Annotated in this window: 27 protein-coding genes; 26 read left to right on the top strand and 1 reads right to left on the bottom strand. The window is 46.1% G+C overall.

Going from position 1 to position 23,890, the window contains the following annotated elements:
- The first annotated feature begins 11 nt into the window (after positions 1-11).
- From ypeB to fni, 6 genes are all read left to right on the top strand, one after another.
- The gene (ypeB, locus tag BXO87_RS14410) at positions 12-1,361 is read left to right on the top strand and encodes a germination protein YpeB (protein ID WP_038458997.1); all 1,350 of its coding nucleotides are present in this window, start codon (positions 12-14) and stop codon (positions 1,359-1,361) included.
- 87 nt (positions 1,362-1,448) lie between these two features.
- Positions 1,449-2,105, top strand: coding sequence for a flagellar brake protein (locus tag BXO87_RS14415; protein WP_038458995.1), 657 nt, complete (start codon positions 1,449-1,451; stop codon positions 2,103-2,105).
- A 46-nt stretch (positions 2,106-2,151) separates the two neighbouring features.
- On the top strand, positions 2,152-2,328 hold the full coding sequence (locus BXO87_RS20725) for a YpfB family protein (protein WP_003153420.1): 177 nt from the start codon (positions 2,152-2,154) through the stop codon (positions 2,326-2,328).
- 78 nt (positions 2,329-2,406) lie between these two features.
- Entirely contained in the window at positions 2,407-3,081 is a 675-nt protein-coding gene (gene cmk, locus BXO87_RS14420) for a (d)CMP kinase (protein WP_038458993.1), read from the top strand.
- Positions 3,082-3,308: 227 nt separating this feature from the next.
- Positions 3,309-4,457, top strand: coding sequence for a 30S ribosomal protein S1 (gene rpsA, locus BXO87_RS14425; RefSeq protein ID WP_007612259.1), 1,149 nt, complete (start codon positions 3,309-3,311; stop codon positions 4,455-4,457).
- A 14-nt stretch (positions 4,458-4,471) separates the two neighbouring features.
- Complete coding sequence (gene fni, locus BXO87_RS14430; RefSeq protein WP_038458991.1) at positions 4,472-5,521, top strand: type 2 isopentenyl-diphosphate Delta-isomerase; 1,050 nt, start codon at positions 4,472-4,474, stop codon at positions 5,519-5,521.
- Between the two features lie 34 nt (positions 5,522-5,555).
- Here fni and BXO87_RS14435 read toward each other — a convergent pair whose 3' ends face one another.
- Positions 5,556-5,687 carry a YpzI family protein gene (locus BXO87_RS14435; RefSeq protein ID WP_003153429.1) on the bottom strand — a complete coding sequence of 44 codons (132 nt, stop codon included), beginning with the start codon at positions 5,685-5,687 and terminating at the stop codon, positions 5,556-5,558.
- Between the two features lie 76 nt (positions 5,688-5,763).
- Between BXO87_RS14435 and BXO87_RS14440 the strand changes: the two genes are divergently transcribed.
- The 20 genes from BXO87_RS14440 (at position 5,764) to trpC (ending at position 23,888) form a co-directional block, all read left to right on the top strand.
- Positions 5,764-6,366, top strand: coding sequence for a YphA family membrane protein (locus BXO87_RS14440; RefSeq protein WP_038458989.1), 603 nt, complete (start codon positions 5,764-5,766; stop codon positions 6,364-6,366).
- 192 nt (positions 6,367-6,558) lie between these two features.
- Positions 6,559-7,869 (top strand): ribosome biogenesis GTPase Der, encoded by a 1,311-nt coding sequence (gene der, locus BXO87_RS14445; protein WP_003153433.1) that lies wholly within the window; start codon positions 6,559-6,561, stop codon positions 7,867-7,869.
- 17 nt (positions 7,870-7,886) lie between these two features.
- Positions 7,887-8,924 carry an NAD(P)H-dependent glycerol-3-phosphate dehydrogenase gene (locus BXO87_RS14450; protein WP_038458987.1) on the top strand — a complete coding sequence of 346 codons (1,038 nt, stop codon included), beginning with the start codon at positions 7,887-7,889 and terminating at the stop codon, positions 8,922-8,924.
- Between the two features lie 329 nt (positions 8,925-9,253).
- Positions 9,254-9,457, top strand: a complete 204-nt coding sequence (locus tag BXO87_RS14455) for a DUF2768 domain-containing protein (RefSeq protein WP_003153435.1) — start codon at positions 9,254-9,256, stop codon at positions 9,455-9,457.
- A 19-nt stretch (positions 9,458-9,476) separates the two neighbouring features.
- Positions 9,477-10,211 carry a hypothetical protein gene (locus BXO87_RS14460; RefSeq protein WP_038460829.1) on the top strand — a complete coding sequence of 245 codons (735 nt, stop codon included), beginning with the start codon at positions 9,477-9,479 and terminating at the stop codon, positions 10,209-10,211.
- A 185-nt stretch (positions 10,212-10,396) separates the two neighbouring features.
- Positions 10,397-11,875: a stage IV sporulation protein A gene (gene spoIVA, locus BXO87_RS14465; RefSeq protein WP_007409454.1), complete on the top strand. Its 1,479-nt coding sequence runs from the start codon at positions 10,397-10,399 to the stop codon at positions 11,873-11,875.
- Positions 11,876-12,249: 374 nt separating this feature from the next.
- Positions 12,250-12,528 carry a non-specific DNA-binding protein Hbs gene (hbs, locus tag BXO87_RS14470; protein ID WP_003153447.1) on the top strand — a complete coding sequence of 93 codons (279 nt, stop codon included), beginning with the start codon at positions 12,250-12,252 and terminating at the stop codon, positions 12,526-12,528.
- 186 nt (positions 12,529-12,714) lie between these two features.
- Positions 12,715-13,287, top strand: coding sequence for a GTP cyclohydrolase I FolE (gene folE / locus BXO87_RS14475; protein WP_003153448.1), 573 nt, complete (start codon positions 12,715-12,717; stop codon positions 13,285-13,287).
- Positions 13,288-13,307: 20 nt separating this feature from the next.
- A complete protein-coding gene (mtrB, locus tag BXO87_RS14480; RefSeq protein ID WP_003153449.1) occupies positions 13,308-13,535 on the top strand; it encodes a trp RNA-binding attenuation protein MtrB in 228 nt (75 codons plus the stop codon).
- Between the two features lie 156 nt (positions 13,536-13,691).
- Positions 13,692-14,447, top strand: a complete 756-nt coding sequence (gene hepS, locus BXO87_RS14485) for a heptaprenyl diphosphate synthase component 1 (RefSeq protein ID WP_007409455.1) — start codon at positions 13,692-13,694, stop codon at positions 14,445-14,447.
- Positions 14,448-14,452: 5 nt separating this feature from the next.
- Positions 14,453-15,154 carry a demethylmenaquinone methyltransferase gene (menG, locus tag BXO87_RS14490; RefSeq protein ID WP_003153453.1) on the top strand — a complete coding sequence of 234 codons (702 nt, stop codon included), beginning with the start codon at positions 14,453-14,455 and terminating at the stop codon, positions 15,152-15,154.
- A 28-nt stretch (positions 15,155-15,182) separates the two neighbouring features.
- A complete protein-coding gene (hepT, locus tag BXO87_RS14495; RefSeq protein ID WP_003153454.1) occupies positions 15,183-16,145 on the top strand; it encodes a heptaprenyl diphosphate synthase component II in 963 nt (320 codons plus the stop codon).
- A 120-nt stretch (positions 16,146-16,265) separates the two neighbouring features.
- On the top strand, positions 16,266-16,712 hold the full coding sequence (gene ndk, locus BXO87_RS14500) for a nucleoside-diphosphate kinase (protein WP_007409456.1): 447 nt from the start codon (positions 16,266-16,268) through the stop codon (positions 16,710-16,712).
- Between the two features lie 189 nt (positions 16,713-16,901).
- Positions 16,902-17,672: a protein-glutamate O-methyltransferase gene (locus tag BXO87_RS14505; RefSeq protein WP_038458985.1), complete on the top strand. Its 771-nt coding sequence runs from the start codon at positions 16,902-16,904 to the stop codon at positions 17,670-17,672.
- Positions 17,673-17,743: 71 nt separating this feature from the next.
- On the top strand, positions 17,744-18,916 hold the full coding sequence (gene aroC / locus BXO87_RS14510; protein ID WP_003153459.1) for a chorismate synthase: 1,173 nt from the start codon (positions 17,744-17,746) through the stop codon (positions 18,914-18,916).
- Entirely contained in the window at positions 18,916-20,004 is a 1,089-nt protein-coding gene (aroB, locus tag BXO87_RS14515) for a 3-dehydroquinate synthase (RefSeq protein WP_007612241.1), read from the top strand. The genes aroC and aroB overlap by 1 nt, the downstream gene beginning before the upstream one ends.
- Positions 20,001-20,384 carry a chorismate mutase gene (gene aroH / locus BXO87_RS14520; protein WP_003153463.1) on the top strand — a complete coding sequence of 128 codons (384 nt, stop codon included), beginning with the start codon at positions 20,001-20,003 and terminating at the stop codon, positions 20,382-20,384. Before aroB ends, aroH begins: the two co-directional genes overlap by 4 nt.
- A gap of 223 nt (positions 20,385-20,607) precedes the next feature.
- Positions 20,608-22,155, top strand: a complete 1,548-nt coding sequence (gene trpE, locus BXO87_RS14525; protein ID WP_038458983.1) for an anthranilate synthase component I — start codon at positions 20,608-20,610, stop codon at positions 22,153-22,155.
- Positions 22,127-23,143: an anthranilate phosphoribosyltransferase gene (trpD, locus tag BXO87_RS14530; RefSeq protein ID WP_038458981.1), complete on the top strand. Its 1,017-nt coding sequence runs from the start codon at positions 22,127-22,129 to the stop codon at positions 23,141-23,143. Before trpE ends, trpD begins: the two co-directional genes overlap by 29 nt.
- Positions 23,136-23,888: an indole-3-glycerol phosphate synthase TrpC gene (gene trpC / locus BXO87_RS14535; RefSeq protein WP_007612237.1), complete on the top strand. Its 753-nt coding sequence runs from the start codon at positions 23,136-23,138 to the stop codon at positions 23,886-23,888. Before trpD ends, trpC begins: the two co-directional genes overlap by 8 nt.
- The last annotated feature ends 2 nt before the right edge of the window (positions 23,889-23,890 follow it).

A 23,890-nucleotide genomic window follows, 5' to 3' on the forward strand; every position in this document is an offset into this window, starting at 1 on the left:
GAGGTGTTAACATGATTAGAGGAATCATTATCGCTATTCTCGGTGTCGTGATTGCCGCAACCGGATATTGGGGATATAAAGAGCATCAGGAAAAAGATGCGGTCCTTCTGCATGCGGAAAATAATTATCAAAGGGCTTTTCATGAATTGACGTACCATGTAGATCAGCTTCACGACAAAATCGGGACGACGCTTGCGATGAACAGTAAAAAATCTCTGTCTCCGGCGCTCATTGATGTATGGAGAATAACATCTGAAGCTCATAACAATGTGAGCCAGCTGCCGCTGACTCTCATGCCTTTTAATAAGACGGAGGAGTTTTTATCCAACATAGGAGATTTCAGCTATAAAACATCCGTCCGGGATTTAGATCAAAAACCGCTTGATAAGAAAGAATATACAACACTGAACAGCCTGTACAAACAGGCGGAGAACATTCAAAACCAGCTCCGCAGCGTTCAGCATCTCGTCATGAGCAAAAATTTACGGTGGATGGATGTTGAGATGGCGCTCGCCTCTGACAAAAAACAAAGCGATAATACGATCGTCGACAGCTTTAAAACAGTCGAAAAAAATGTAGGCGCTTTTTCTGAAGACAGCATCAGCCCCACATTTACGGGAGCAAATACAGAACGAAAAGGTTTTACGCATCTGAAAGGAAAACAAATTACGGAAAAAGAAGCGGTCAAAATCGCGCAACGGTTTGCGCCTGATCATAATTATTCAATTAAAGTGGTCAAAAGCGGCAGGAAAACGAATCGGGACGTATACAGCATCCGCATGAAAGACGCCGACAACAAGTCTTTTATCTATATGGATATTACCCAAAAAGGCGGACATCCGGTCTATTTGATTCAAAAACGGGCCGTGAAGAAACAAAAGATCAGCCTCAATGAAGCATCTAACCGGGCCGTCGCGTTTTTAAAGAAAAATGGATATGAAACAAAAGGCCTCGAAATTGATGAAAGCGCGCAATATAATAACATCGGCGTCTTTTCTTTTATCCCCGTGGAGAAAAATGTCCGCATTTATCCGGAAGCCATCCGAATGAAAGTGGCGCTGGATGATGGTGAAGTCGTCGGTTTTTCCGCGCGTGATTACCTGGCGGCGCACCGCACGAGAACGATTCCGGCTCCCGCTTTGTCAGCTGATGAAGCGAAAGCGAAGCTGAATAAAAATGTTGAAGTGCGGGAGACGCGGCAGGCGCTGATCACGAATGAACTCGGTCAGGAAGTGCTTTGCTACGAAATGCTCGGGACGATCGGGAAAGACACGTATCAAATGTTCATTAATGCGGACGACGGAAAAGAGGAAAAAATAGAAAAGTTAAAAAGTGCAGAACCTATATATAAAGACCTATAAAAATAAAGGAGGAAAGGACTAAAAGTCTTTTCCTTTTTTTCGTTACATGCTTTAATAAAAGCATAAATAATGAAAGAGTGAAGGCCCATGATAGCTGTCGGAGATTATATTTGGATTGAATACATAGAGAACAATGAACCCAAAAAAGCGAGGAGCAAAGCAGTAAGCGTTGAAAACGGCGAACTGCACATCTCATATCCCGTCGATCTGGATTCGGGACGGACGGTCTTTTTGCATAAAGGATTGGAAATAACAGCGGAATTTATGGGGAATGGCCAAGTGCCGTATCAATTTAAAAGCATAATCAAAGGAAAGAAAAAAGACCCCATCCCGATGATCGGATTGGACATCCCCCCTCAGGAGGAAATGAAGCGGATTCAAAGACGCCGATACGTTCGTGCAGACGCAGTATTGGATGTATCCGTCAAAATGGAAGCGAAAAAAACCGCTTTCCAAACGGTTTCCTCTAATATCAGCGCCGGCGGAATCGCTGTTGTGATGCCTGAGCATATTTCCGCGGAACCAGGTGAAAAGCTGTATGTCTCATTTTCTCTTCCCGGCAAGGATAATACGGCGGATATAACGGCTGAGGCTGTTACCCAGCGGATTTTTTATGATGAAAAGGCGGATAAACAAAAAATGACGCTTGAATTTACAGAAATCGTCCCCGCAGCGCAGCAGCTGTTACTCCAATATTGCATGCGCGCGCAGCTGCAGCAGAGAAGAAACAGTCTGTCGGAATAAACAGCAGCGCACTTTTCCATACTAATCCTAATGGAGGTGCGCGTGTATGAAAACGTTTGAACGTCTGCTGGTCAAATTGGTCTGCATTCAGCTTATCATTTTGGGCGCGGTGCAATTTTTGCTTCATTATCAGCCTATTGAACCTTATATTTCGAAAGCTGTGAAATATGAGGGAGTTGATAAAATGGAGAAAAAAGAATGGATTGAAACGGTAAAGCGGTAAATCAGCTCAATTTTTTCGCCCCTTTTCCGGCAGTTCATGATACAATCCATAGAGGAGTAAAGAGCAAGGAGAGAGATTATGGACAAGAAATTATCAATTGCGATCGACGGGCCGGCCGCTGCCGGAAAAAGCACCGTTGCTAAAATAGTGGCTGAGAGAAAATCATATGTGTACATTGATACAGGAGCGATGTATCGTGCCATTACATATACGGCGCTCAAGCAGAATGCCGATTTAACTGATGAAGCCGCGCTTACAGAGCTGCTGAAGCGTACGGAAATTGAGCTTGTATCCGCTCCGGAAGGACAAATCGTTCTGGTAAACGGAGAAGATGTGACAGAAGAAATCCGAAAAGACGAAGTCAGCAACCAAGTATCAATCGCCGCCAAGCATAAAGGCGTCAGAGAAGAAATGGTCAAAAGACAGCAGCAGCTCGGACAAAAAGGCGGTGTCGTCATGGACGGCCGTGATATCGGTACTCACGTGCTGCCTGACGCCGAAGTGAAAATTTTTCTGCTCGCGTCCGTAGAGGAAAGAGCGAAGCGCCGATATGAAGAGAATAAGAAAAAAGGCTATGACGTGAATTACGAGACGCTCATTGAAGAAATTGCCAGACGCGACAAGCTTGATTCAGAGAGGGAAGTTTCCCCGCTGCGCAAAGCGGAAGACGCGATTGAAATCGATACGACGTCACTCAGCATTGCCGAAGTCGCAGGAAAAATTCTGGAGATCGTCGAACAGAAATCACGTTAACTTCGGGCGGAGCGCTTTATAATTTTTTTCGAAAGACAAGATGTTATTGCTTGACAAACCAGTCCATTTATTAGAAGTTAATACTAATAAAACTTTTTATTGATCATTCAAAATCTTTTTTGGATGATTCTTTAATACATATTCGGCTGAAAAGCGGACATTCACATGTTCAGCTTTCAAACCGTATTAATTAAGCTGTGTAGGTTTGGACCAAGGAGGTTATTCAAATGACAGAGGAAATGAATCAAATTGATGTTCAAGTGCCAGAGGTTGGAGATGTAGTAAAAGGGATTGTGACAAAGGTAGAGGACAAGCATGTAGATGTCGAAATTGTCAATGTCAAACAGTCCGGAATCATTCCAATCAGTGAATTATCAAGTCTTCATGTAGAGAAAGCATCGGATGTCGTAAAAGTTGACGACGAGCTTGACCTGAAAGTAACAAAAGTGGAAGACGATGCTTTGATTTTATCTAAACGTGCCGTTGATGCTGACCGCGCTTGGGAAGACCTTGAAAAAAAATTCGACACAAAAGAAGTGTTTGAAGCTGAAGTGAAAGATGTGGTGAAAGGCGGCCTCGTCGTTGATATCGGTGTTCGCGGCTTCATTCCCGCATCACTTGTCGAAGCTCATTTCGTCGAGGATTTCACTGACTATAAAGGGAAAACCCTCTCTCTTATCGTCGTTGAACTCGACCGTGATAAAAACCGGGTGATTCTGTCACACCGGGCTGTAGTGGAAAAAGAACAGACAGCCAAAAAGCATGATTTTCTCCAAACGCTTGAGGTTGGAAGCGTGCTTGAAGGAAAAGTGCAGCGTCTGACTGATTTCGGCGCATTTGTCGACATCGGCGGAATTGACGGGCTTGTTCATATTTCGCAGCTGTCTCATTCACACGTCGAAAAACCGTCTGACGTGGTGGAAGAAGGTCAGGACGTAAAAGTGAAAGTACTGTCCGTAGACCGCGATAACGAGCGTATTTCTTTATCTATTAAAGAAACGCTGCCGGGACCTTGGAGCCAGGTCGGCGAAAAGGTAAAGCAGGGAGATGTGCTTGAAGGAAAAGTGCAGCGCCTTGTAAGCTTCGGCGCCTTCGTTGAAATTCTTCCGGGCGTGGAAGGACTTGTGCACATTTCGCAAATTTCCAATAAACATATCGGAACGCCGCATGAAGTGCTTGAAGAAGGACAGACTGTTAAAGTGAAAGTGCTTGACGTGAACGAAAGCGAAGAGCGCATTTCCTTAAGCATGCGTGAGCTTGAAGAAGCGCCGAAAGCCGATCAAGAGGACTTCCGCCAATACCAGGCGAAAGAAGAGCCGAGCACCGGCTTCCAGCTTGGCGATTTAATCGGAGACAAGCTTAATAAATTAAAATAAATTGGTGATAAAACGTGACACGAGCAGAACGAAAAAGAGAACATATAAATCATGCGCTGTCTACCGGCCAAAACCGGGAAACGGGGCTTGATGATATTACGTTTGTTCATGTCAGCCTACCGAACCTAGCATTGGAAAAAGTGGATATATCAACGAAAATCGGCGGACTCACTAGCAGTTCGCCGATTTTTATCAATGCGATGACAGGCGGCGGCGGACAGCTTACATACGAAATTAACAGATCGCTGGCAAGAGCCGCGCGCAAAGCCGGCATGCCGCTGGCTGTCGGTTCGCAAATGTCAGCTTTAAAAGATCCCTCCGAACGGTGTTCTTACGAGATCGTCAGAAAAGAGAATCCGGACGGGCTGATATTTGCCAATTTAGGCAGTGAGGCGGATGCCGAGCAGGCGAAAAGGGCAGTTGATATGATTCAAGCAGATGCCCTCCAGATTCATTTAAATGTGATTCAGGAGATCGTAATGCCAGAGGGTGACAGAAGCTTTACTGGCGCTCTCGGCCGTATTGAGCGGATTGCGGCGGAAGCGGGAGTGCCCGTTTTTGTCAAAGAAGTCGGCTTCGGAATGAGCAAGGAATCGGCACGGCAGTTATTTGATGCTGGCGCAGCAGCAGTTGATGCCGGCGGATACGGCGGTACAAATTTCTCTAAGATCGAAAATATGCGCAGAGAGAAGGCGCTTCAATTTTTTAATACGTGGGGAATTTCCACTGCTGCAAGCTTAGCGGAAATCCATTCGCTCTCCGCTGATCAATCAATTATCGCATCCGGCGGGCTGCAAAGTGCCCTGGATGTCGCCAAATCGATTGCCCTCGGTGCTTCCAGCGCGGGAATGGCGGGCACTTTCCTGAAAGCTCTCACCTCTAAAGGAGAAGAGGGCCTGTTTGACGAGATGACGGCGCTTTTGCAAGAGCTGAAAATGATTATGACCGCCCTCGGATGCCAATCGGTTGCCCAATTGCAAAAGGCGCCTTTGGTCATAAAAGGTGACACACATCACTGGCTTTCTGAACGGGGGATTGACACGTCCCGTTTCAGCAGACGTTAAAAGGCATGCGGACCCGCATGCCTTTTTCTGTTTTTTAAGATTTTCTTTTTCGGAATTCCCCGTTTTGCTCAAGGCTTGTCGCTCCTTTATGGTGAATCGAATCATCGCGATCAGATTCCACCCGGCGGGAGGCTTTCAGTTTTTTCTCCTGTCTGTCTTTTCCCATCCTTATCCGCTCCTTTCAGGCATAATTGGTTTAAAAAATGCGTTCCCGCTCCATACTGATCAGAGGAGGAGCGATTATGGAACCGTTTTATTATTACTGGTCAATGTGGTTTTTATGGATACTTACGACTTTTATTTTTGCCAAAACAAAAAGCCGTTTTTACGTATCAGTCTTTATTTTGACTAATATGATGGCAAGCATACATCAGATTACGGCTTATTTTACGCTGAATGCGGCATATGTCATGTTTTTTGCTGCGGCATTTGTTTATGCGGGAAGCCTCGGCATGCATAAACGGCTCCGTAATATTGTGATTCATCTGACGGCGGCTGCGGCGTACGGCTTTATTTTTCTTTTTGCATTATATGACCCTGTTTGGTTTATCATAAAACCTGAATGGGCGGCGGTTATACTGCTTACCGTTATTACGCTTTCCGTTGAGGGGCGGTTCCCTGAGAGGCTTTGTCTTTTTGTTCTCGGCATGTGCCAGGGGGAGCTATTGTATGCTGCAGTCATCCGTAATATTGCGGGTGCGGCAGCCGTCGGGGATTATAAATGGCTTTCAGGCTGTTCGGCGGGAGTGATTCTTCTCGTCGGGCTGACTACATATGAACAGTTTGCGGCGCGCATCAGCCAAAAAAGCAAAAAGCAGGGCAAAGGAGCGACGAAAATGTCTTGAAAACAGACGGAGACTGTTACATGAATGCGAAACATTTTGAAGAATACATTGTGATCTCAGTGAAAACTGATATAATAAATGAGTTAAGCCCTTCTGTTTGAAGGGTTCTTTTCATAGCGAAGATGATTTTTAATAACCGGTTGAACAATTTTTTGTGAAAATGTAAGCGGCTGGATTGAAAGGAAGGGTACTATGGGTAAACCTGTCGTAGCCATTGTCGGAAGACCGAATGTGGGAAAATCCACAATCTTTAACCGGATTGCGGGTGAAAGAATTTCAATAGTAGAAGATACCCCCGGAGTGACGCGGGACCGGATATACAGTTCGGCGGAATGGCTGAATTATGATTTTAACCTGATTGATACGGGCGGAATTGATATCGGAGACGAACCGTTTCTGACACAGATCCGCCAGCAGGCTGAAATCGCCATGGACGAGGCTGATGTGATCATCTTTATGGTGAACGGCCGCGAAGGTGTGACGTCTGCGGATGAAGAGGTGGCAAAAATACTGTACCGGACGAAAAAACCGGTCGTATTAGCCGTTAATAAATTAGATAATACCGAAATGAGAGCGAACATCTATGACTTTTATGCGCTCGGCTTTGGAGAACCGTATCCGATTTCGGGCACACACGGTTTAGGATTAGGAGATTTGCTCGATGCTTGTGCCGAGCATTTTAAAAACATTCCAGAGACGAAGTACAGTGATGATGTCGTTCAATTCTGCCTGATCGGCCGCCCGAATGTCGGAAAATCATCCCTTGTCAATGCGATGCTCGGCGAAGAGCGGGTTATCGTAAGCAACGTAGCCGGAACGACCAGAGACGCTGTGGATACGGCGTTCACCTACAATCAGCAGGAATTTGTAATCGTTGACACGGCGGGAATGAGAAAAAAGGGTAAAGTATATGAAACAACAGAAAAATACAGTGTGCTTCGGGCGTTAAAAGCCATTGACCGCTCAGACGTCGTCGGCGTTGTGCTGAATGCAGAAGAAGGCATCCTTGAGCAGGACAAGCGGATCGCAGGATACGCCCATGAAGCCGGGAAAGCCGTCGTCATTATCGTAAACAAATGGGATGCCGTTGATAAAGACGAGCGCACGATGAAAGAATTTGAACAGAATATTCGGGAACATTTCCAATTTCTCGATTACGCGCCGGTGCTGTTTATGTCGGCACTGACGACAAAGCGGATTCATACACTCATGCCTGCGATTATTAAAGCGAGTGAAAACCACTCTCTCCGCGTGCAGACAAATGTCTTAAATGATGTCATCATGGATGCGGTCGCCATGAATCCGACTCCGACGCACAACGGCTCCCGTCTGAAAATTTACTATGCGACTCAAGTCGCTGTTAAGCCGCCGAGCTTCGTTGTTTTTGTCAACGATCCGGAATTGATGCATTTTTCTTATGAACGCTTTTTAGAAAACCGAATCCGGGACGCTTTCGGATTTGAAGGTACGCCAATTAAAATATTTGCAAGAGCAAGAAAATAAAAAGGTGTGATACAGAGATGAAAAAAGTGGCAATGCTTGGAGCGGGAAGCTGGGGCACTGCACTTTCTTTAGTGCTGGCTGATAACGGACATCAAGTCATGATGTGGGGACATCGTGCCGAATTGATCGATCAAATCAACGAACTGCATGAAAACAAAGATTATCTGCCGGGGGTGGAGCTATCAAGTTCTATCATCGGTACAGCTGATTTAAGCGAGGCTTTAAAAGGAGCTGACTTCATCATTGTGGCAGTTCCGACAAAAGCCATTCGGGAAGTGCTGAAAAAGGCTCTGACGTACATCCCGAAACAATCGATTTTTGTTCATGTCAGCAAGGGAATTGAGCCGGATTCGCTTCTCCGCATTTCAGAATTAATGGAAGAGGAGCTGCCTGAGGAGTACAGAAAAGACATCGTCGTGCTTTCAGGGCCGAGCCACGCTGAGGAAGTCGGATTAAGACACCCGACGACTGTTACATCATCTTCAAAAAATATCAAGGCTGCAGAAGCGGTTCAGGATTTATTCATGAACCAGCATTTCCGCGTCTATACCAATCCGGATATGATCGGTGTTGAAATAGGGGGAGCGTTAAAGAATATCATCGCTCTTGCAGCGGGGATTACAGACGGATTGGGATACGGAGATAACGCAAAAGCGGCCTTAATCACCCGAGGTCTTGCTGAAATCGCCAGACTCGGCACAAAGATGGGCGGAAATCCGCTCACCTTTTCAGGCCTGACCGGTGTAGGCGATTTAATCGTGACGTGTACAAGCGTTCATTCCCGAAACTGGCGCGCCGGCAACCTGCTCGGCAAAGGATACAAGCTGGAAGCTGTCCTGGATAAGATGGGGATGGTTGTTGAAGGCGTGCGGACGACGAAAGCTGCGTATCAGCTGTCTCAAAAATACCAAGTGAAAATGCCGATCACAGAGGCGCTTCACCAAGTATTATTTAACGGGCAGAAGGTAGAAACAGCCGTAGAATCCTTAATGGCCAGAGTGAAAACCCATGAGATGGAAGACTTGGTCAACACATTCGAAAACCGGGTGAAGTGACAATACCATGCCGTCAGCATATTCTGAAGTGACGAAAGTCCAAAACGCAGAACTCTCCGGCTGAAATCGCTTAAAACATTTGCTGATTTAGGCAGAAGAGGATGCAGACGTACGCATCTAAGCATACTATAGCATCGAAGTCCAAGAGAGTGTATCTCAGACGTACAGGTGAATATAGTCAACTTGACTGAAGCAAAGTCCCCCTCTTTGCTTCAGTTTTTTTTTGTTTTTTGTTTTTTCAATAGATGGAAAACCTGTTGATCTTTTCAACATTTGTATATTAAAATGAAATATAACGCTTACAATGATGGGACGGGGGGGGCACGAACGTGAGTGTGGCATTGATGAAAATGTGGTTTGCGCTTGGTGCTATGGGATTAATGTTTGTTGCGGTGGCCTCTATTTATGTCAGCAGGTACAAAGTGAAAAACAAACTGATAAAAGCAGCGGTTTCTTCACTCGCTTATGCCTGCATGGTCATCTCGGGATTGATCGTGTTAATGGTCGTTTTCAGCGGGCCTGTCAATGAATAAAGCCGAAAGGGGGCGCGGAATGCATAAGTTAAAAATGGCCGTCATAACGGCAATGGCGGTGCTTCTGCTGTCCGGCTGTCTGTACCCTGAAGCGAAAAAAACTGAAAATAAAGTATCTTACAAACATCAGCTTCAGCAGGTGCAAGCGGCAGTGGATGAATTTAAAAAGGCGAACGGCGGGCTTCTGCCGATTCAGACAAAAGATATGAAAACACCGCTCTATCAAAAATATCCGATAGATTTTAAGCGGCTCGCGCCCAGATACATAGAGGAGCCGCCGGCCTCAGCTTATGAAAGCGGAGGAATGTACCAATACGTGCTCGTTGATGTGGAACATAAGCCGACCGTCAAGCTGGTCGATCTCCAAATGGCGGAAGCAATCCGCGACATGAAGCTGCGTGTCAAAATGTATCAGGAAAAGCATACATATCCTCCCTATGAGGACGCCGTTTCAAAAGGGCTGTTCACTTTAAATAAAAAAAAGCTCGGCATGAAAGACTCTCCTTCAGTCAAAAGTCCGGTTTCAGGCACGTCTCTGCCGCTTTTAATCGGCGCTGACGGAGAAATCTATGCCGACTATCGCGTCGATCTTGCCCGCTACCTGAAGGAAAACAAAAAGAAAATCAAACCGGGTGTGGAAATTCAAGATATTTTATGGAAAGAGACTCCTTTCGTCCCGGCCTTTTCAGTCACATACACCGTAAATGAAAAACAGGAACCCGTTTTTTTAGAAAGTCAAACGAAACAGGAATGAACCTTTTTCCCGCGCATACAAATAGGGAGAAAGGTTTTTTTGATTTTGATAGAAAAGACTGCCTGAAAATTTTCTAAAGATGTCATATTGAAATAGGACAACGTCATACACATATAGTGTCCTGTATTTGATTGGAGAATGGTGAATGAAAAATGATAAGGATAGGAAGTCCGGGAGGGGATCACTTGGAAAAGGTCGATATTTTCAAGGATATCGCTGAACGAACAGGGGGCGATATATACTTAGGAGTCGTTGGCGCTGTCCGTACAGGGAAATCTACATTCATTAAAAAATTTATGGAGCTCGTGGTGCTCCCGAATATCAGCAATGAGGCCGATCGAGCGCGGGCGCAGGATGAGCTTCCGCAAAGCGCAGCAGGAAAAACGATAATGACCACAGAACCAAAATTTGTCCCGAATCAAGCCATGTCCGTTCATGTCGCGGAAGGACTTGATGTCAACATCCGTCTTGTGGATTGTGTGGGATATACGGTTCCCGGGGCGAAGGGATATGAGGATGAAAACGGCCCGAGAATGATCAATACACCTTGGTACGAAGAACCGATTCCCTTTCATGAGGCAGCGGAAATCGGTACGAGAAAAGTCATCCAGGAACACTCCACAATCGGGGTCGTCATTACGACAGACGGCTCAATCGGCGATATTGCGCGGGGCGATTACGTGGAAGCGGAAGAAAGAGTCATCGACGAGCTGAAGGAAGTCGGCAAACCGTTTATTATGGTCATCAACTCGGTAAAACCGTACCACCCGGAAACAGAAGCGCTCAGAGCTGAATTAAGCGCGAAATATGATATTCCCGTCCTGGCCATGAGTGTTGAAAGCATGCGGGAAACAGATGTGTTAAGCGTCCTCAGAGAAGCGCTTTACGAGTTCCCTGTGCTGGAAGTCAATGTCAACCTTCCGAGCTGGGTCATGGTGCTGAAAGAAAATCACTGGCTCAGAGAGAGCTACCAGGAATCAGTGAAAGAAACCGTAAAAGATATTAAACGCTTGCGCGATGTCGACCGGGTTGTCGGCCACTTCAGTGAATTTGAGTTTATTGAAAGCGCCGGTCTGGCCGGAATCGAACTTGGCCAGGGTGTCGCAGAAATTGATTTGTATGCGCCGGATCATTTATATGACCAGATTTTAAAAGAAGTGGTCGGTGTTGAAATCCGCGGGAAAGACCACCTGCTTGAATTAATGCAGGACTTCGCCCACGCGAAAAAAGAATATGATCAGGTATCAGATGCGCTGAAAATGGTGAAACAGACCGGCTACGGCATTGCCGCCCCGGCCTTAGCCGATATGAGCCTTGATGAACCGGAAATCATCAGACAGGGATCTAGGTTCGGAGTAAGGCTTAAAGCGGTCGCTCCGTCCATTCATATGATCAAAGTGGATGTGGAAAGTGAATTCGCGCCGATCATCGGGACGGAAAAACAAAGTGAAGAGCTTGTCCGCTACTTAATGCAGGACTTTGAAGATGATCCGCTTTCTATCTGGAACTCCGATATTTTCGGCAGATCATTGAGCTCTATCGTAAGAGAAGGAATCTCCGCAAAACTGTCACTCATGCCGGAAAATGCGAGATATAAACTGAAAGAAACGCTGGAGAGAATTATTAACGAAGGCTCAGGCGGCCTGATCGCCATTATTTTGTAAGCTGAAGGACCTCTTCCTGAAACGGGGGGTCTTTTTTTATTCTTTTTAGATACTGGAAATCAATCAAGGATTAGGAGGAAAAAAGCAAAAAAAGGAATATTTGTTCGGTAAAACACGTGAAAACCTTGACGAGCAAGGGATTGAGGCTTTAAAATGCTTGATATGGCTTTTTATATGTGTTACTCTACATACAGAAAATCTTCACTTTGTTGGACAAACATTCCTCAAAGTGTCTGTTTTCTTTTGAAAAGCCGTTTACTTGTCTGTTCTTCCCTGCTTTGATTTTTTATCAGACAGGTTTAGAATCAGGCTGAACTGTGAAGAAATGATAATAAACTGCTGATTTGATACCCTTTTGGGAGGAGGTGAAAGGCATGAACAAGACAGAACTAATCAATGCGGTTGCTGAAGCAAGCGAATTGTCTAAAAAAGACGCTACAAAAGCAGTTGATTCTGTTTTTGATACGATTTTAGATGCACTTAAAAACGGTGATAAAATCCAACTGATCGGTTTCGGTAACTTTGAGGTGCGCGAGCGCTCTGCACGTAAAGGACGTAACCCGCAAACAGGTGAAGAAATCGAAATCCCTGCAAGCAAGGTACCTGCTTTTAAACCAGGTAAAGCTCTTAAAGACGCTGTTGCAGGAAAATAATTGTGAATATAGATCGTGTATGCATCTGATACATACACTTTGTTTCTTCACAGAAAAGCCCCTTGATAAAGGGGCTTTTCATATTTAAGCAGCCTCGGTCACCGGGCAGGACTTTCGTTTTGCTTTTGGCGCGGCAAATGTGCTAGAATCGAAATTAAATGTATTCAATGGTGGAGGACACAGACAATGAAAGAAGTTAATAAAGAACAGATTGAACAGGCGGTTCGCCAGATTTTAGAGGCGATTGGAGAAGACCCGGACCGGGAAGGGCTTTTAGATACGCCGAAACGCGTGGCAAAAATGTACGCGGAAGTATTCTCGGGATTAAATGAAGACCCGAAAGAACACTTTAAAACCGTTTTCGGAGAAGACCATGAGGAGCTTGTTCTTGTAAAAGATATCGCGTTTCATTCCATGTGTGAACATCACCTTGTTCCTTTTTACGGAAAAGCGCATATTGCCTACATTCCGCGCGGCGGCAAAGTGACGGGCCTGAGTAAATTGGCGCGGGCGGTGGAAGCCGTCTCAAAACGCCCGCAGCTGCAGGAGCGCATCACTTCAACGATTGCAGAAAGCATCGTAGAGACCTTAGATCCCCACGGCGTCATGGTTGTCGTCGAAGCTGAGCATATGTGCATGACGATGAGGGGCGTAAGAAAGCCGGGTGCAAAAACAGTGACTTCCGCTGTAAGAGGTATTTTTAAAGATGACGCAGCGGCGCGTTCCGAAGTGTTAGAACATATTAAACGTGCGGATTAATAATGATAGAGGGTGCAGATATGAATTCAAAGCATTCAAGTGATTTTGTCGTCATTAAAGCGGTCGAGGACGGCGTGAACGTCATCGGTTTAACGAGAGGAACGGATACGAAATTTCACCATTCCGAAAAACTGGACAAAGGCGAAGTGATTATCGCTCAGTTTACTGAGCATACCTCTGCCATCAAAGTGAGAGGCAACGCCCTCATCCAGACCGCTTACGGAGAAATGAACAGCGAAAAAAAATAAGCCGGCTGTTTCCCGCTTTTGCCAAATGCCCGCAAACGGCGGGAGAATACAGCCAATTTCTTTTTTTTATGCTATAATGATACCTGCGTATAATAATGACGAGTAAATCTCATACATATTAGAATAAATGTGAATTTGGGGACAAGGGTGATATTTTTGCAAGACATCTACGGAACTTTAGCGAATCTAAATACGAAATTAAAACAAAAGCTGTCTCATCCTTATTTAGCGAAACATATTTCTGCGCCTAAAATCGATGAGGATAAGCTTCTTCTTTTTCACGCTTTGTTTGAAGAGGCGGACATTAAGAACAACGACAGAGAAAATTACATAGTAACTGCGATGCTTGTCCAAAGCGCCCTTGATACCCACGATGAAGTGACAACAGCCAGAGCGTTAAAGCGAGACGAAAATAAAAACCGGCAGCTCACCGTGCTTGCCGGCGACTATTTCAGCGGACTGTATTATTCGCTTTTATCTGAAATGAAGGATATCTATATGATTCGGACGCTCGCTACGGCAATTAAAGAAATCAATGAGCATAAAATCCGTCTGTACGATCGGTCTGTCAATGACTTGAATCAATTGATCGAAAGCATGGCGATTGTGGAAGCGGCCCTGTTTCACAGAGTGTCAGACCACTTTAATCTTCCGCGCTGGAAAGAGCTGGCGAGTGATTTTTTTGTATATAAGCGGCTGATGAACGGCAATGCTATATTTCTCGATGTCATCGGCAATATTGTAAAGTCAGGGAAATCAAAGGCTGACATAATGGAAGATAGCTTCCGAAAGGCAAAGCAAAGCATTGAAACGCTGCTGCCGCTCAATTCACCAATCCAAAACCTCATGCTGAACCGGCTTAAAGCGATCAGCCAGGACAAAACATATCATCAGAAAGTGGAAGAAGGGTAATCAACATGCAGGAGTCAAAAGAACAGCGCGTACACGGCGTGTTTGAAAAAATCTATAAAAATTATGACCAAATGAACTCTGTTATCAGTTTTCAGCAGCATAAAAAGTGGCGCGATAAAACGATGCAGATCATGAATGTAAAAGAAGGCGCAAAAGCGCTTGATGTCTGCTGCGGAACGGCTGACTGGACGATTGCCCTCGCAGAAGCGGCCGGAAAAAGCGGCGAAATCAAAGGACTGGATTTCAGCAAAAATATGCTGAGCATCGGTGAGAAAAAAGTGAAAGAGGGCGGTTACAGCCAAATTGAGCTTTTGCACGGAAATGCGATGGAGCTTCCTTTCGCTGATGATTCTTTTGATTTTGTCACCATCGGCTTCGGGCTGCGAAACGTTCCCGACTATCTGACCGTGCTGAAAGAAATGCGGCGGGTCGTCAAACCGGGCGGGCAGGTCGTATGTCTGGAAACATCCCAGCCGGAAATGTTCGGATTCAGACAGGCATATTTTCTTTATTTTAAATACATCATGCCTTTCTTCGGAAAAATGTTTGCGAAGAGCTATAAAGAATATTCTTGGCTTCAAGAATCGGCAAGAGAATTTCCCGGTATGAAAGAACTTGCGCGTCTGTTTGAAGAAGCGGGCCTGACGAATGTCAAATACCATTCGTTTACCGGCGGAGTGGCCGCTACGCATATCGGTTGGAAATGATGAATATACAGATGTTTGGGTGAATGATATGAAATTTAAAATGGCCTATTCTTTTTTAAATGACGATATTGATGTGATCGAAAGGGAGCTTGAGCAAACGGTGCGGTCAGACTATCCCTTGCTGAGTGAAGCCGGGCTCCATCTGCTCCAGGCGGGAGGCAAGCGGATCCGCCCCGTTTTCGTATTGCTTTCCGGCATGTTCGGCGACTATGACATTAATAAAATAAAATATGTTGCGGTGACGCTGGAAATGATTCATATGGCGTCCCTCGTGCATGACGACGTCATTGATGACGCCGAGCTGCGGAGGGGGAAACCGACCATCAAAGCCAAGTGGGACAACCGCATCGCCATGTATACCGGTGATTATATGCTTGCGGGCTCACTTGAGATGATGACGAGATTGGATGAGCCGAAAGCCCACCGGATCCTGTCCAAAACCATCGTAGAAGTATGCCTCGGAGAAATTGAACAGATCAGAGATAAATACAATATGGAGCAAAACCTCAGAACCTATTTGCGCCGCATCAAACGGAAAACGGCTCTTCTCATTGCCGTCAGCTGTCAGCTCGGCGCCATCGCTTCGGGAGCTGATGAGAAGATTCACAAGGCATTATATTGGTTCGGTTATTACGTGGGCATGTCCTATCAGATTATTGACGACATTCTTGATTTCACTTCAACGGAAGAGGAACTGGGAAAACCGGTCGGAGGGGATCTGCTGCAAGGAAATGTCACTCTTCCCGTTTTGTACGCGCTACGTCAGCCTGAATTGAAAAATCAGCTGAAATTAATTAACAGTGAAACAACACAGGAGCAGCTCGCCCCCATTATTGAAAATATTAAACGCACAGACGCGATTGAAAAATCAATGGCCGTCAGTGACAGGTACTTAAAAAAAGCGTTTGAAAAACTGAATACACTGCCGAGAGGACGTGCGCGCTCATCATTGGCCGCCATCGCCAAATATATCGGCAAACGGAAATTTTAAATTCCTTTTACGAACAAGATGTGAACATTCTCCGCCCTGGATTGATTAATTGTCAGAAAGATGTTACGATTTCGGTGTGCAACTTGAAAGCCTATACATAATGATGGGGTGGAGAATCTTATGGAAAAAACTTTTATCATGGTAAAGCCGGACGGCGTACAGCGCCAGCTGATCGGAGAGATTTTATCCAGATTTGAGCGTAAGGGCTTACAATTGGCAGGAGCCAAGCTAATGCAAGTTTCAGAACAGATGGCTGAAAACCATTATGCTGAACATAAAGGGAAGCCGTTTTTCGGCGAGCTTGTGGAATTCATTACATCAGGACCCGTATTTGCAATGGTATGGGAAGGGGAAAATGTAGTAGAGATCACAAGACAGCTGATCGGAAAAACGAACCCGAAAGATGCACTGCCGGGCACAATCCGCGGTGACTACGGCATGTTTGTCGGCAAAAATATCATTCACGGTTCAGACTCCTTAGAAAGCGCTGAGAGGGAAATTCACATTTTCTTTAAACAGGAAGAGCTTGTACCGTATCAAAAATTAATGGCCGACTGGGTGTACTAAACCGTCAGCCTTTCTTTTTCTCGTATTATGAAAAGGTTTACATCATTTAAAAAAGACAGAGGCTGTGTTGCCCTGTCTTTTCGTTTCTCACAAATCAGCCCGCGGGCTGATTTTTTTATTGAAATCGTACAATTTCGACAGAAAACAGGCTATACTAGGACAAAAGACAGCGAGATTGGGAGAGAAGCAATGGAGCCTTACGAAATTTTTATCACCAAGTGGAAACAAATAACCGGCGTTGATTTATCTTTATACAAAGAAGCACAGATGAAAAGGCGGCTGACGTCCCTTTATGAAAAGAAGGGGTTCAGAGATTTTCAGGAATTTGCCGCCGCTTTGGAAAAGGACAAGCTTTTATTAAACGAAACATTGGACAGAATGACGATCAATGTTTCTGAATTTTACCGAAATTATAAACGGTGGGAAGTTCTTGAAACCTCAATTCTTCCGTTAATAAAGCATAACAAACCGTTAAAAATATGGAGTGCGGCCTGTTCAACGGGAGAGGAGCCCTATACTTTGGCTATGATTCTCAATCAGCAGACGGGACTGGCCGGATTTGATATATTGGCGACAGATATTGATGAAAAGGCGCTAAGCAAAGCCAAGCGGGGCATCTATCAGGAACGCTCGCTGCAAGAGGTGCCGGCTTCCGTGAAAAGCCGTTATTTCACCAAGCAGGCTGACAGCAGTTATCAAGTAAAACAAGAGATTCAGAACAACATCCGGTTTAAGCGGCACAACCTGCTTGCCGACAGCTATGAACAGGATTTTGATCTGATCGTCTGCCGCAACGTCTTTATTTATTTTACTGAAAAAGCAAAAGAAGAGCTGTATGTGAAAATGGCGGGCAGTCTGAAAAAGGACGGAATTCTGTTTGTCGGCAGTACAGAACAAATTTTCAGCCCGGAAAAATTCGGCCTTGAGAGCACTGATACATTTTTTTATCAAAAAAGATAGAAGACATTTAATGAAAACTTGTGGTATAGTTTTACTTAAAAGCGTTAATGCGATGAAGGGAGAAGAAAGAAATGAGATACTTAACAGCCGGAGAATCACACGGTCCGCAGCTGACGACAATTATAGAAGGTGTGCCTGCGGGGCTTTATATAACTGAAGAAGACATTAATTTTGAGCTTGCCAGACGTCAAAAAGGGCACGGCCGCGGACGCCGCATGCAGATTGAAACGGACAGAGCGAAGATCACAAGCGGCGTGCGGCATGCCCGGACACTCGGTTCACCCATCGCGCTCGTTGTAGAAAATAAAGATTGGACTCACTGGACAAAAATCATGGGCGCCGCACCGATTACAGAAGAAGAAGAAAGTGAAATGAAACGCCAGATTTCAAGACCGAGACCCGGACACGCAGATTTGAACGGTGCTATTAAGTATAATCACCGTGATATGAGAAATGTGTTAGAACGATCTTCCGCGCGTGAGACAACGGTTCGCGTGGCTGCCGGAGCCGTCGCTAAAAAGATTTTAGCGGAGCTTGGCATTAAAGTCGCCGGGCATGTCCTGCAAATCGGCAGCGTAAAAGCAGAGAAAACCGATTACACATCCATTGAGGATCTCAAACGGGTAACGGAAGAATCACCGGTCAGATGCTACGATGAAGAAGCAGGCCGTCAAATGATGGCAGCCATTGATGAAGCGAAGGCAAACGGCGACTCGATCGGCGGAATCGTTGAAGTGATCGTCGAAGGCATGCCGGTCGGTGTCGGAAGTTATGTCCACTATGACCGTAAGCTGGACAGCAAGCTCGCTGCTGCCGTTCTGTCGATTAACGCGTTTAAAGGCGTAGAGTTCGGCATCGGTTTTGAAGCGGCCGGCAAAAATGGCAGTGAAGTTCATGATGAAATCGTATGGGATGAAGAGAAAGGCTATACACGCGCCACAAACAGGCTCGGAGGATTAGAAGGCGGTATGACGACGGGAATGCCGATTGTCGTTCGCGGCGTTATGAAACCGATCCCTACTTTGTACAAGCCGCTGAAAAGCGTCGACATTGAAACGAAAGAACCGTTTACAGCGAGCATTGAACGTTCAGACAGCTGCGCGGTTCCGGCAGCAAGCGTAGTGGCTGAAGCAGCAGTGGCCTGGGAAATCGCAAATGCAGTCGTCGAACAATTCGGGCTTGACCAGATCGACCGCATTAAAGAAAATGTTGAAAACATGAAAAAACTATCGAGGGAATTCTGATGAAAGAGCTTGAGGTTCGGACAGCTTCCTCCGCATATCCCGTGTATATCGGTGAAGGCATAAGGAAACAGGCTGCTGCCCTTTTGTCTTCACTGAACAGGCCGCTGACAAAGATCCTTCTCATCATCGATGCTGAAGTTGACCGGCTTTACGGTGATGAGATGTTCCGGCTTTTAAACGAAACATGGCCCGTGAAAAAAGTGATCGTTCCAAGCGGAGAAGAAGCGAAGTCTCTAAAAGAGTATGAACGGATTCAAACGGAAGCGATCGCTTTCCATATGGACCGCTCCTCATGTATGATCGCCTTCGGAGGCGGCGTGACGGGTGATTTGGCCGGCTTTTGCGCAGCAACTTTTATGCGCGGAATTGATTTCATTCAAATGCCGACGACACTGCTTGCCCATGACAGCGCGGTCGGCGGCAAGGTGGCCGTCAACCATAAACTCGGAAAGAACTTAATCGGCGCGTTTTATCAGCCGAAAGCGGTGATTTACGATACGGAGCTACTGAAAACCCTGCCGGAACAAGAGCTGAGATCGGGCATGGCTGAAGTGATCAAACACGCGTTTATCGCCGATCATGCTTTTTTAGAAAAACTTCTCACATTTGACACGTTGCAAGGACTGACAAGCGCTGAGCTGAATGAAATGATTTATAAAGGAATTTCAATCAAATCGGCCGTCGTGCGTGAGGACGAAAAGGAAGAGGGGATAAGAGCTTTTCTGAATTTCGGCCATACGCTCGGCCATGCCGTTGAGGCGGAATACGGCTACGGCCGGATTACACATGGAGATGCGGTCGCCCTCGGCATGCAGTTTGCCCTTTACGTGAGTGAACAGATTGCGGGTTGCAAGATGAACAGGAAAGAACTCACACAATGGCTGATTGGGCTCGGCTACCCGGGAAGCATCAGACAAGATATTGAAACGCCGGTTCTCTCCGCCCGGATGATGAATGATAAAAAAACGCGCGGAGGCATGACACAGTTCATCGTGTTAAAAGAATTAGGCGAAGCGCGGGACTGCATGCTTTCAAAAGATGAGCTCGAAAATTTGCTGAACAAATGGCGAATGGAGGAAACAGCATGATGATACGCGGCATTCGCGGAGCAACAACGGTGGAACAAGACACCGAACAAGAAATTTTAGAAAAAACACAGCAGCTGCTTGAAAAAATCATTGAACAAAATGGATGCAAGCCGGAAGACGTTGTACAGATCCTGTTATCCGCCACGCCTGATATCCATTCCGTATTTCCGGCAAAAGCGGTCCGCCGCCTTTCCGGGTGGCAGTACGTCCCGGTGACGTGCATGCAGGAAATGGATGTCACCGGCGCTCTGCAAAAGTGTATCCGTGTCCTGATGACGGTTCAGACGGATACGCCTCAGGATGAAATCAAGCATGTCTATTTAGAAAAAGCCGTTGTGTTAAGGCCGGATTTATCATTGACAAAAAATACTGACATGTAATACGATAAACAAAGCTTAGAAATACACAAGAGTGTGTATAGAGCTGGTAAGTAAGATATTGAACAGTTGAGTTTAGAATAGGGTAGCAGAGAATGAGTTTAGCTGAGCTGAGATAAACACGTTTTTATTCTGCCCAAAAGAAGCCTTTCTTTTGGGTTTATTTCTTATACGCAAGACTCCTCTCACTCTTCATCTCATTCTCCTTACCGTAAGGAGGAGAATCATGAATTTACAATCGGATGTTTCTTTATTTTTAAAGGACAGTCTGACACACCGCACCATTCCAATCGCAGAGACTTTTACGGTCGACACGATCACACCCATTCAGATGGTTGAAAAACTGGACAGAAACATTACGTATCTTTTAGAAAGCAAGGATGAGTCGTCAAGCTGGTCGAGATACTCTTTTATCGGCCTCGATCCTTTTATCACGATTAAAGAGAGTCATAACACATTCACTGCCGCTGATCCAAATGGGCATACGCTGTTTGAAGGCGGAGAATTAAAAGCCGTGCTTGACTGGATGAATGAAAGCTTCCGCATTAAAACACCCGAGCTTGATATCCCATTTGCGGGAGGGGCGGTCGGTTATCTGAGCTATGACATGATTCCTTTGATTGAGCCTTCCGTGCCAAGCCACGCGAAAGTAACAGATTTCGAAAAATGCATGCTGTTTGTCTGCCGGAAAATCATCGCGTACGACCACGAAACGAAACAAGTGCATTTCATTCAGTATGCGGAGCTTAACGGCCGGGAGACGGAGGAAGAAAAGCGGGCCGTTTTCAAAGAGAATTGCGCCGAGCTTCGTAAGCTTATCGGTATTTTGACAGAATCGAAAGATATGAAAGAGCCGTTTTTTTCTAAAGAAACGTTTGACACGCCAAGTTTTGCCGATGTGACATCCAATTATACGAAAGAAGAGTTTATGGCCGGTGTTAATAAACTGAAAGAATATATAAAAGCGGGAGACATTTTTCAAGGGGTGCTTTCGCAAAAGTTTGACATCCCGGTATCCAGGCATTCATTTGAGCTGTACAGGGTGCTCCGCATCGTCAATCCTTCACCTTATATGTACTATATCAAACTGCCTGACAGAGACATTGTCGGGAGTTCGCCTGAACGTCTGATCCGCGTGCATGACAGGCACCTGGAAATTCATCCGATTGCCGGAACGAGAAGAAGGGGCGCCGGAAAAGAAGAGGACGAACGCCTGAAAAAAGAGCTGATGAATGACGAAAAAGAAAAAGCTGAACATTACATGCTTGTCGATCTTGCGCGCAATGACATCGGCAGAGTTGCGGAGTACGGTTCCGTAGCCGTTCCGGAATTCACAAAGGTCGTTTCTTTTTCACATGTGATGCACATCATCTCTGTTGTAACCGGCCGTTTAAAGCAGGGCATCCATCCCGTTGACGCGCTGATGTCGGCATTCCCGGCAGGAACACTCACGGGCGCTCCGAAAATCCGCGCGATGCAGCTTTTAAATGAATTAGAACCGACTTCCAGAGAAACCTACGGCGGATGTATCGCTTATATCGGATTTGACGGGTCAATTGATTCGTGTATTACCATCCGCACCATGAGTGTCAAAAACGGTACGGCGTCGGTGCAGGCGGGCGCGGGAATAGTCGCCGATTCCGTCCCGGAAGCCGAATATGAAGAGAGCTGTAACAAAGCGGGGGCGCTTTTAAAAACGATTCAAATCGCAGAAGACATCTTTTCTGGCGGGGAGGAGAAGACGGATGAACAAATTTCTGCAATCGTGCGTTAATGGCCGTACGCTGAAAACCGGAGAAGCCGAAAAGCTGATGGAAATGATGATGAACGGGGACATGTCGCAGTCTGAGATCGGCGGGATTTTATCGGTATTAGCCCACCGAGGTGAAACGGCGGAGGAGCTTGCCGGATTTGTAAAAGTGATGCGGGCGTGGGCACAGACATCAGGTGGCTTGACGGATGTCGTTGATACGTGCGGAACAGGCGGAGACGGGATTTCTACGTTTAACATATCCACGGCAGCGGCAATTACAGCTTCTGCCGCCGGAGCTAAAGTTGCCAAGCACGGAAATCGCTCCGTTTCGTCTAAAAGCGGCAGCGCGGATGTGCTGGAAAAGCTGGGGGTTTCCATTCAAGCCACTCCAGACAGCGTTAAACGCAGCATTGAAATGAAACAAATGGGGTTTTTGTTTGCGCCGCTGTTTCATTCGTCAATGAAGCACGTCGCCGCCGCAAGAAAAGAGCTTGGCTTCCGAACCGTATTTAATCTGCTGGGCCCGCTCAGCAACCCGCTGCAGGTGAAGCGGCAGGTGATCGGCGTCTATTCATTTGATAAAGCGCGCCTGATGGCAAGCGCTCTGGAACAATTTGATGTCAGACACGTCATGCTTGTGTCGGCCCGTGACGGATTAGATGAATTGTCCATCTCAGCACCGACCGATATCATTGAACTGAAAAACGGTGAACGTCTGGAATATTCCGTTTCACCTGAACAATTCGGTTTTACAGAAGGTTCACTAAAGGATATTCAAGTGAGTTCATCGGAAGAAAGCGCGCTCCTCATTCAGAATATTTTTGCAAATAAAGCTCCGTCATCCGCTCTGCATATTACCGCCTTAAATGCGGGCGCGGCCATTTATACGGCAGGTCTTGCAAACGATCTGAAAGAAGGAACGAAAACCGCCTTAGAAGCGATTCAAAACGGAGATGCCAAAAGGCAGCTCGAACGTCTGAAACAGAAAGAGGAAGAAATGTATGCTTGATCAAATCATTCAGCAGAAAAAAGAAGAAATCAAATCCATCGTGCTGCCGGAAACCTGTCAAATTGAACGGAGATCCTTTAAAAAAGCGCTCCTGAACCCGAACCGTTTTATCGGGCTGATTGCCGAAGTGAAAAAAGCTTCGCCGTCTAAAGGATTGATTAAAGAGCATTTTGTTCCGGAAACGATTGCGGCGGATTATGAAGCGGCTAAAGCCGACGCCCTTTCGGTTCTCACGGATACCCGTTTTTTTCAGGGGAGAAATCAATTTCTGACAGATGTTAAACAAACCGTGTCTCTTCCCGTGCTGAGAAAAGATTTTATTATTGATTCCCTTCAGGTGGAGGAATCGTTCAGGATCGGCGCCGATGCCATTCTGCTGATCGGAGAAGCGCTGGAACCTTCAGAGCTTCATGAGCTTTATCTGGAAGCCCGCGAGAAGGGCATGGACGTTCTCGTTGAAGTCCATGATGAAACTGTGCTTGAACGGATTTTACAAGTGTTTCAGCCGGACATTCTCGGCATAAACAACCGGGACTTAAAAACGTTCCGTACTTCTGTTTCGCAAACGGAAAAAATAGCGCAGCTTGTACCGGACGGCTGCCTGCTGGTCAGCGAAAGCGGCATCGGTTCTTTGGCTGATCTGCAATTCGTCAACAAGCACGGGGCGCAGGCTGTATTGGTCGGAGAATCCTTAATGAGAGAGGATTCGCAGCAAAAGGCGATCCGCGGACTGTTCGGGGAGTGACG

The organism is Bacillus sp. GZB, assembly GCF_001975995.1.
Classification (GTDB): domain Bacteria; phylum Bacillota; class Bacilli; order Bacillales; family Bacillaceae; genus Bacillus; species Bacillus velezensis.

Coding starts and splice junctions, on each gene's coding strand:
- ypeB (WP_038458997.1), top strand. CDS start 12: ATGATTAGAGGAATCATTATCGCTATTCTCGGTGTCGTGATTGCCGCA.
- BXO87_RS14415 (WP_038458995.1), top strand. CDS start 1,449: ATGATAGCTGTCGGAGATTATATTTGGATTGAATACATAGAGAACAAT.
- BXO87_RS20725 (WP_003153420.1), top strand. CDS start 2,152: ATGAAAACGTTTGAACGTCTGCTGGTCAAATTGGTCTGCATTCAGCTT.
- cmk (WP_038458993.1), top strand. CDS start 2,407: ATGGACAAGAAATTATCAATTGCGATCGACGGGCCGGCCGCTGCCGGA.
- rpsA (WP_007612259.1), top strand. CDS start 3,309: ATGACAGAGGAAATGAATCAAATTGATGTTCAAGTGCCAGAGGTTGGA.
- BXO87_RS14435 (WP_003153429.1), bottom strand. CDS start 5,687: ATGGGAAAAGACAGACAGGAGAAAAAACTGAAAGCCTCCCGCCGGGTG.
- BXO87_RS14440 (WP_038458989.1), top strand. CDS start 5,764: ATGGAACCGTTTTATTATTACTGGTCAATGTGGTTTTTATGGATACTT.
- der (WP_003153433.1), top strand. CDS start 6,559: ATGGGTAAACCTGTCGTAGCCATTGTCGGAAGACCGAATGTGGGAAAA.
- BXO87_RS14450 (WP_038458987.1), top strand. CDS start 7,887: ATGAAAAAAGTGGCAATGCTTGGAGCGGGAAGCTGGGGCACTGCACTT.
- BXO87_RS14460 (WP_038460829.1), top strand. CDS start 9,477: ATGCATAAGTTAAAAATGGCCGTCATAACGGCAATGGCGGTGCTTCTG.
- hbs (WP_003153447.1), top strand. CDS start 12,250: ATGAACAAGACAGAACTAATCAATGCGGTTGCTGAAGCAAGCGAATTG.
- folE (WP_003153448.1), top strand. CDS start 12,715: ATGAAAGAAGTTAATAAAGAACAGATTGAACAGGCGGTTCGCCAGATT.
- mtrB (WP_003153449.1), top strand. CDS start 13,308: ATGAATTCAAAGCATTCAAGTGATTTTGTCGTCATTAAAGCGGTCGAG.
- menG (WP_003153453.1), top strand. CDS start 14,453: ATGCAGGAGTCAAAAGAACAGCGCGTACACGGCGTGTTTGAAAAAATC.
- hepT (WP_003153454.1), top strand. CDS start 15,183: ATGAAATTTAAAATGGCCTATTCTTTTTTAAATGACGATATTGATGTG.
- ndk (WP_007409456.1), top strand. CDS start 16,266: ATGGAAAAAACTTTTATCATGGTAAAGCCGGACGGCGTACAGCGCCAG.
- BXO87_RS14505 (WP_038458985.1), top strand. CDS start 16,902: ATGGAGCCTTACGAAATTTTTATCACCAAGTGGAAACAAATAACCGGC.
- aroC (WP_003153459.1), top strand. CDS start 17,744: ATGAGATACTTAACAGCCGGAGAATCACACGGTCCGCAGCTGACGACA.
- aroB (WP_007612241.1), top strand. CDS start 18,916: ATGAAAGAGCTTGAGGTTCGGACAGCTTCCTCCGCATATCCCGTGTAT.
- aroH (WP_003153463.1), top strand. CDS start 20,001: ATGATGATACGCGGCATTCGCGGAGCAACAACGGTGGAACAAGACACC.
- trpE (WP_038458983.1), top strand. CDS start 20,608: ATGAATTTACAATCGGATGTTTCTTTATTTTTAAAGGACAGTCTGACA.
- trpD (WP_038458981.1), top strand. CDS start 22,127: ATGAACAAATTTCTGCAATCGTGCGTTAATGGCCGTACGCTGAAAACC.
- trpC (WP_007612237.1), top strand. CDS start 23,136: ATGCTTGATCAAATCATTCAGCAGAAAAAAGAAGAAATCAAATCCATC.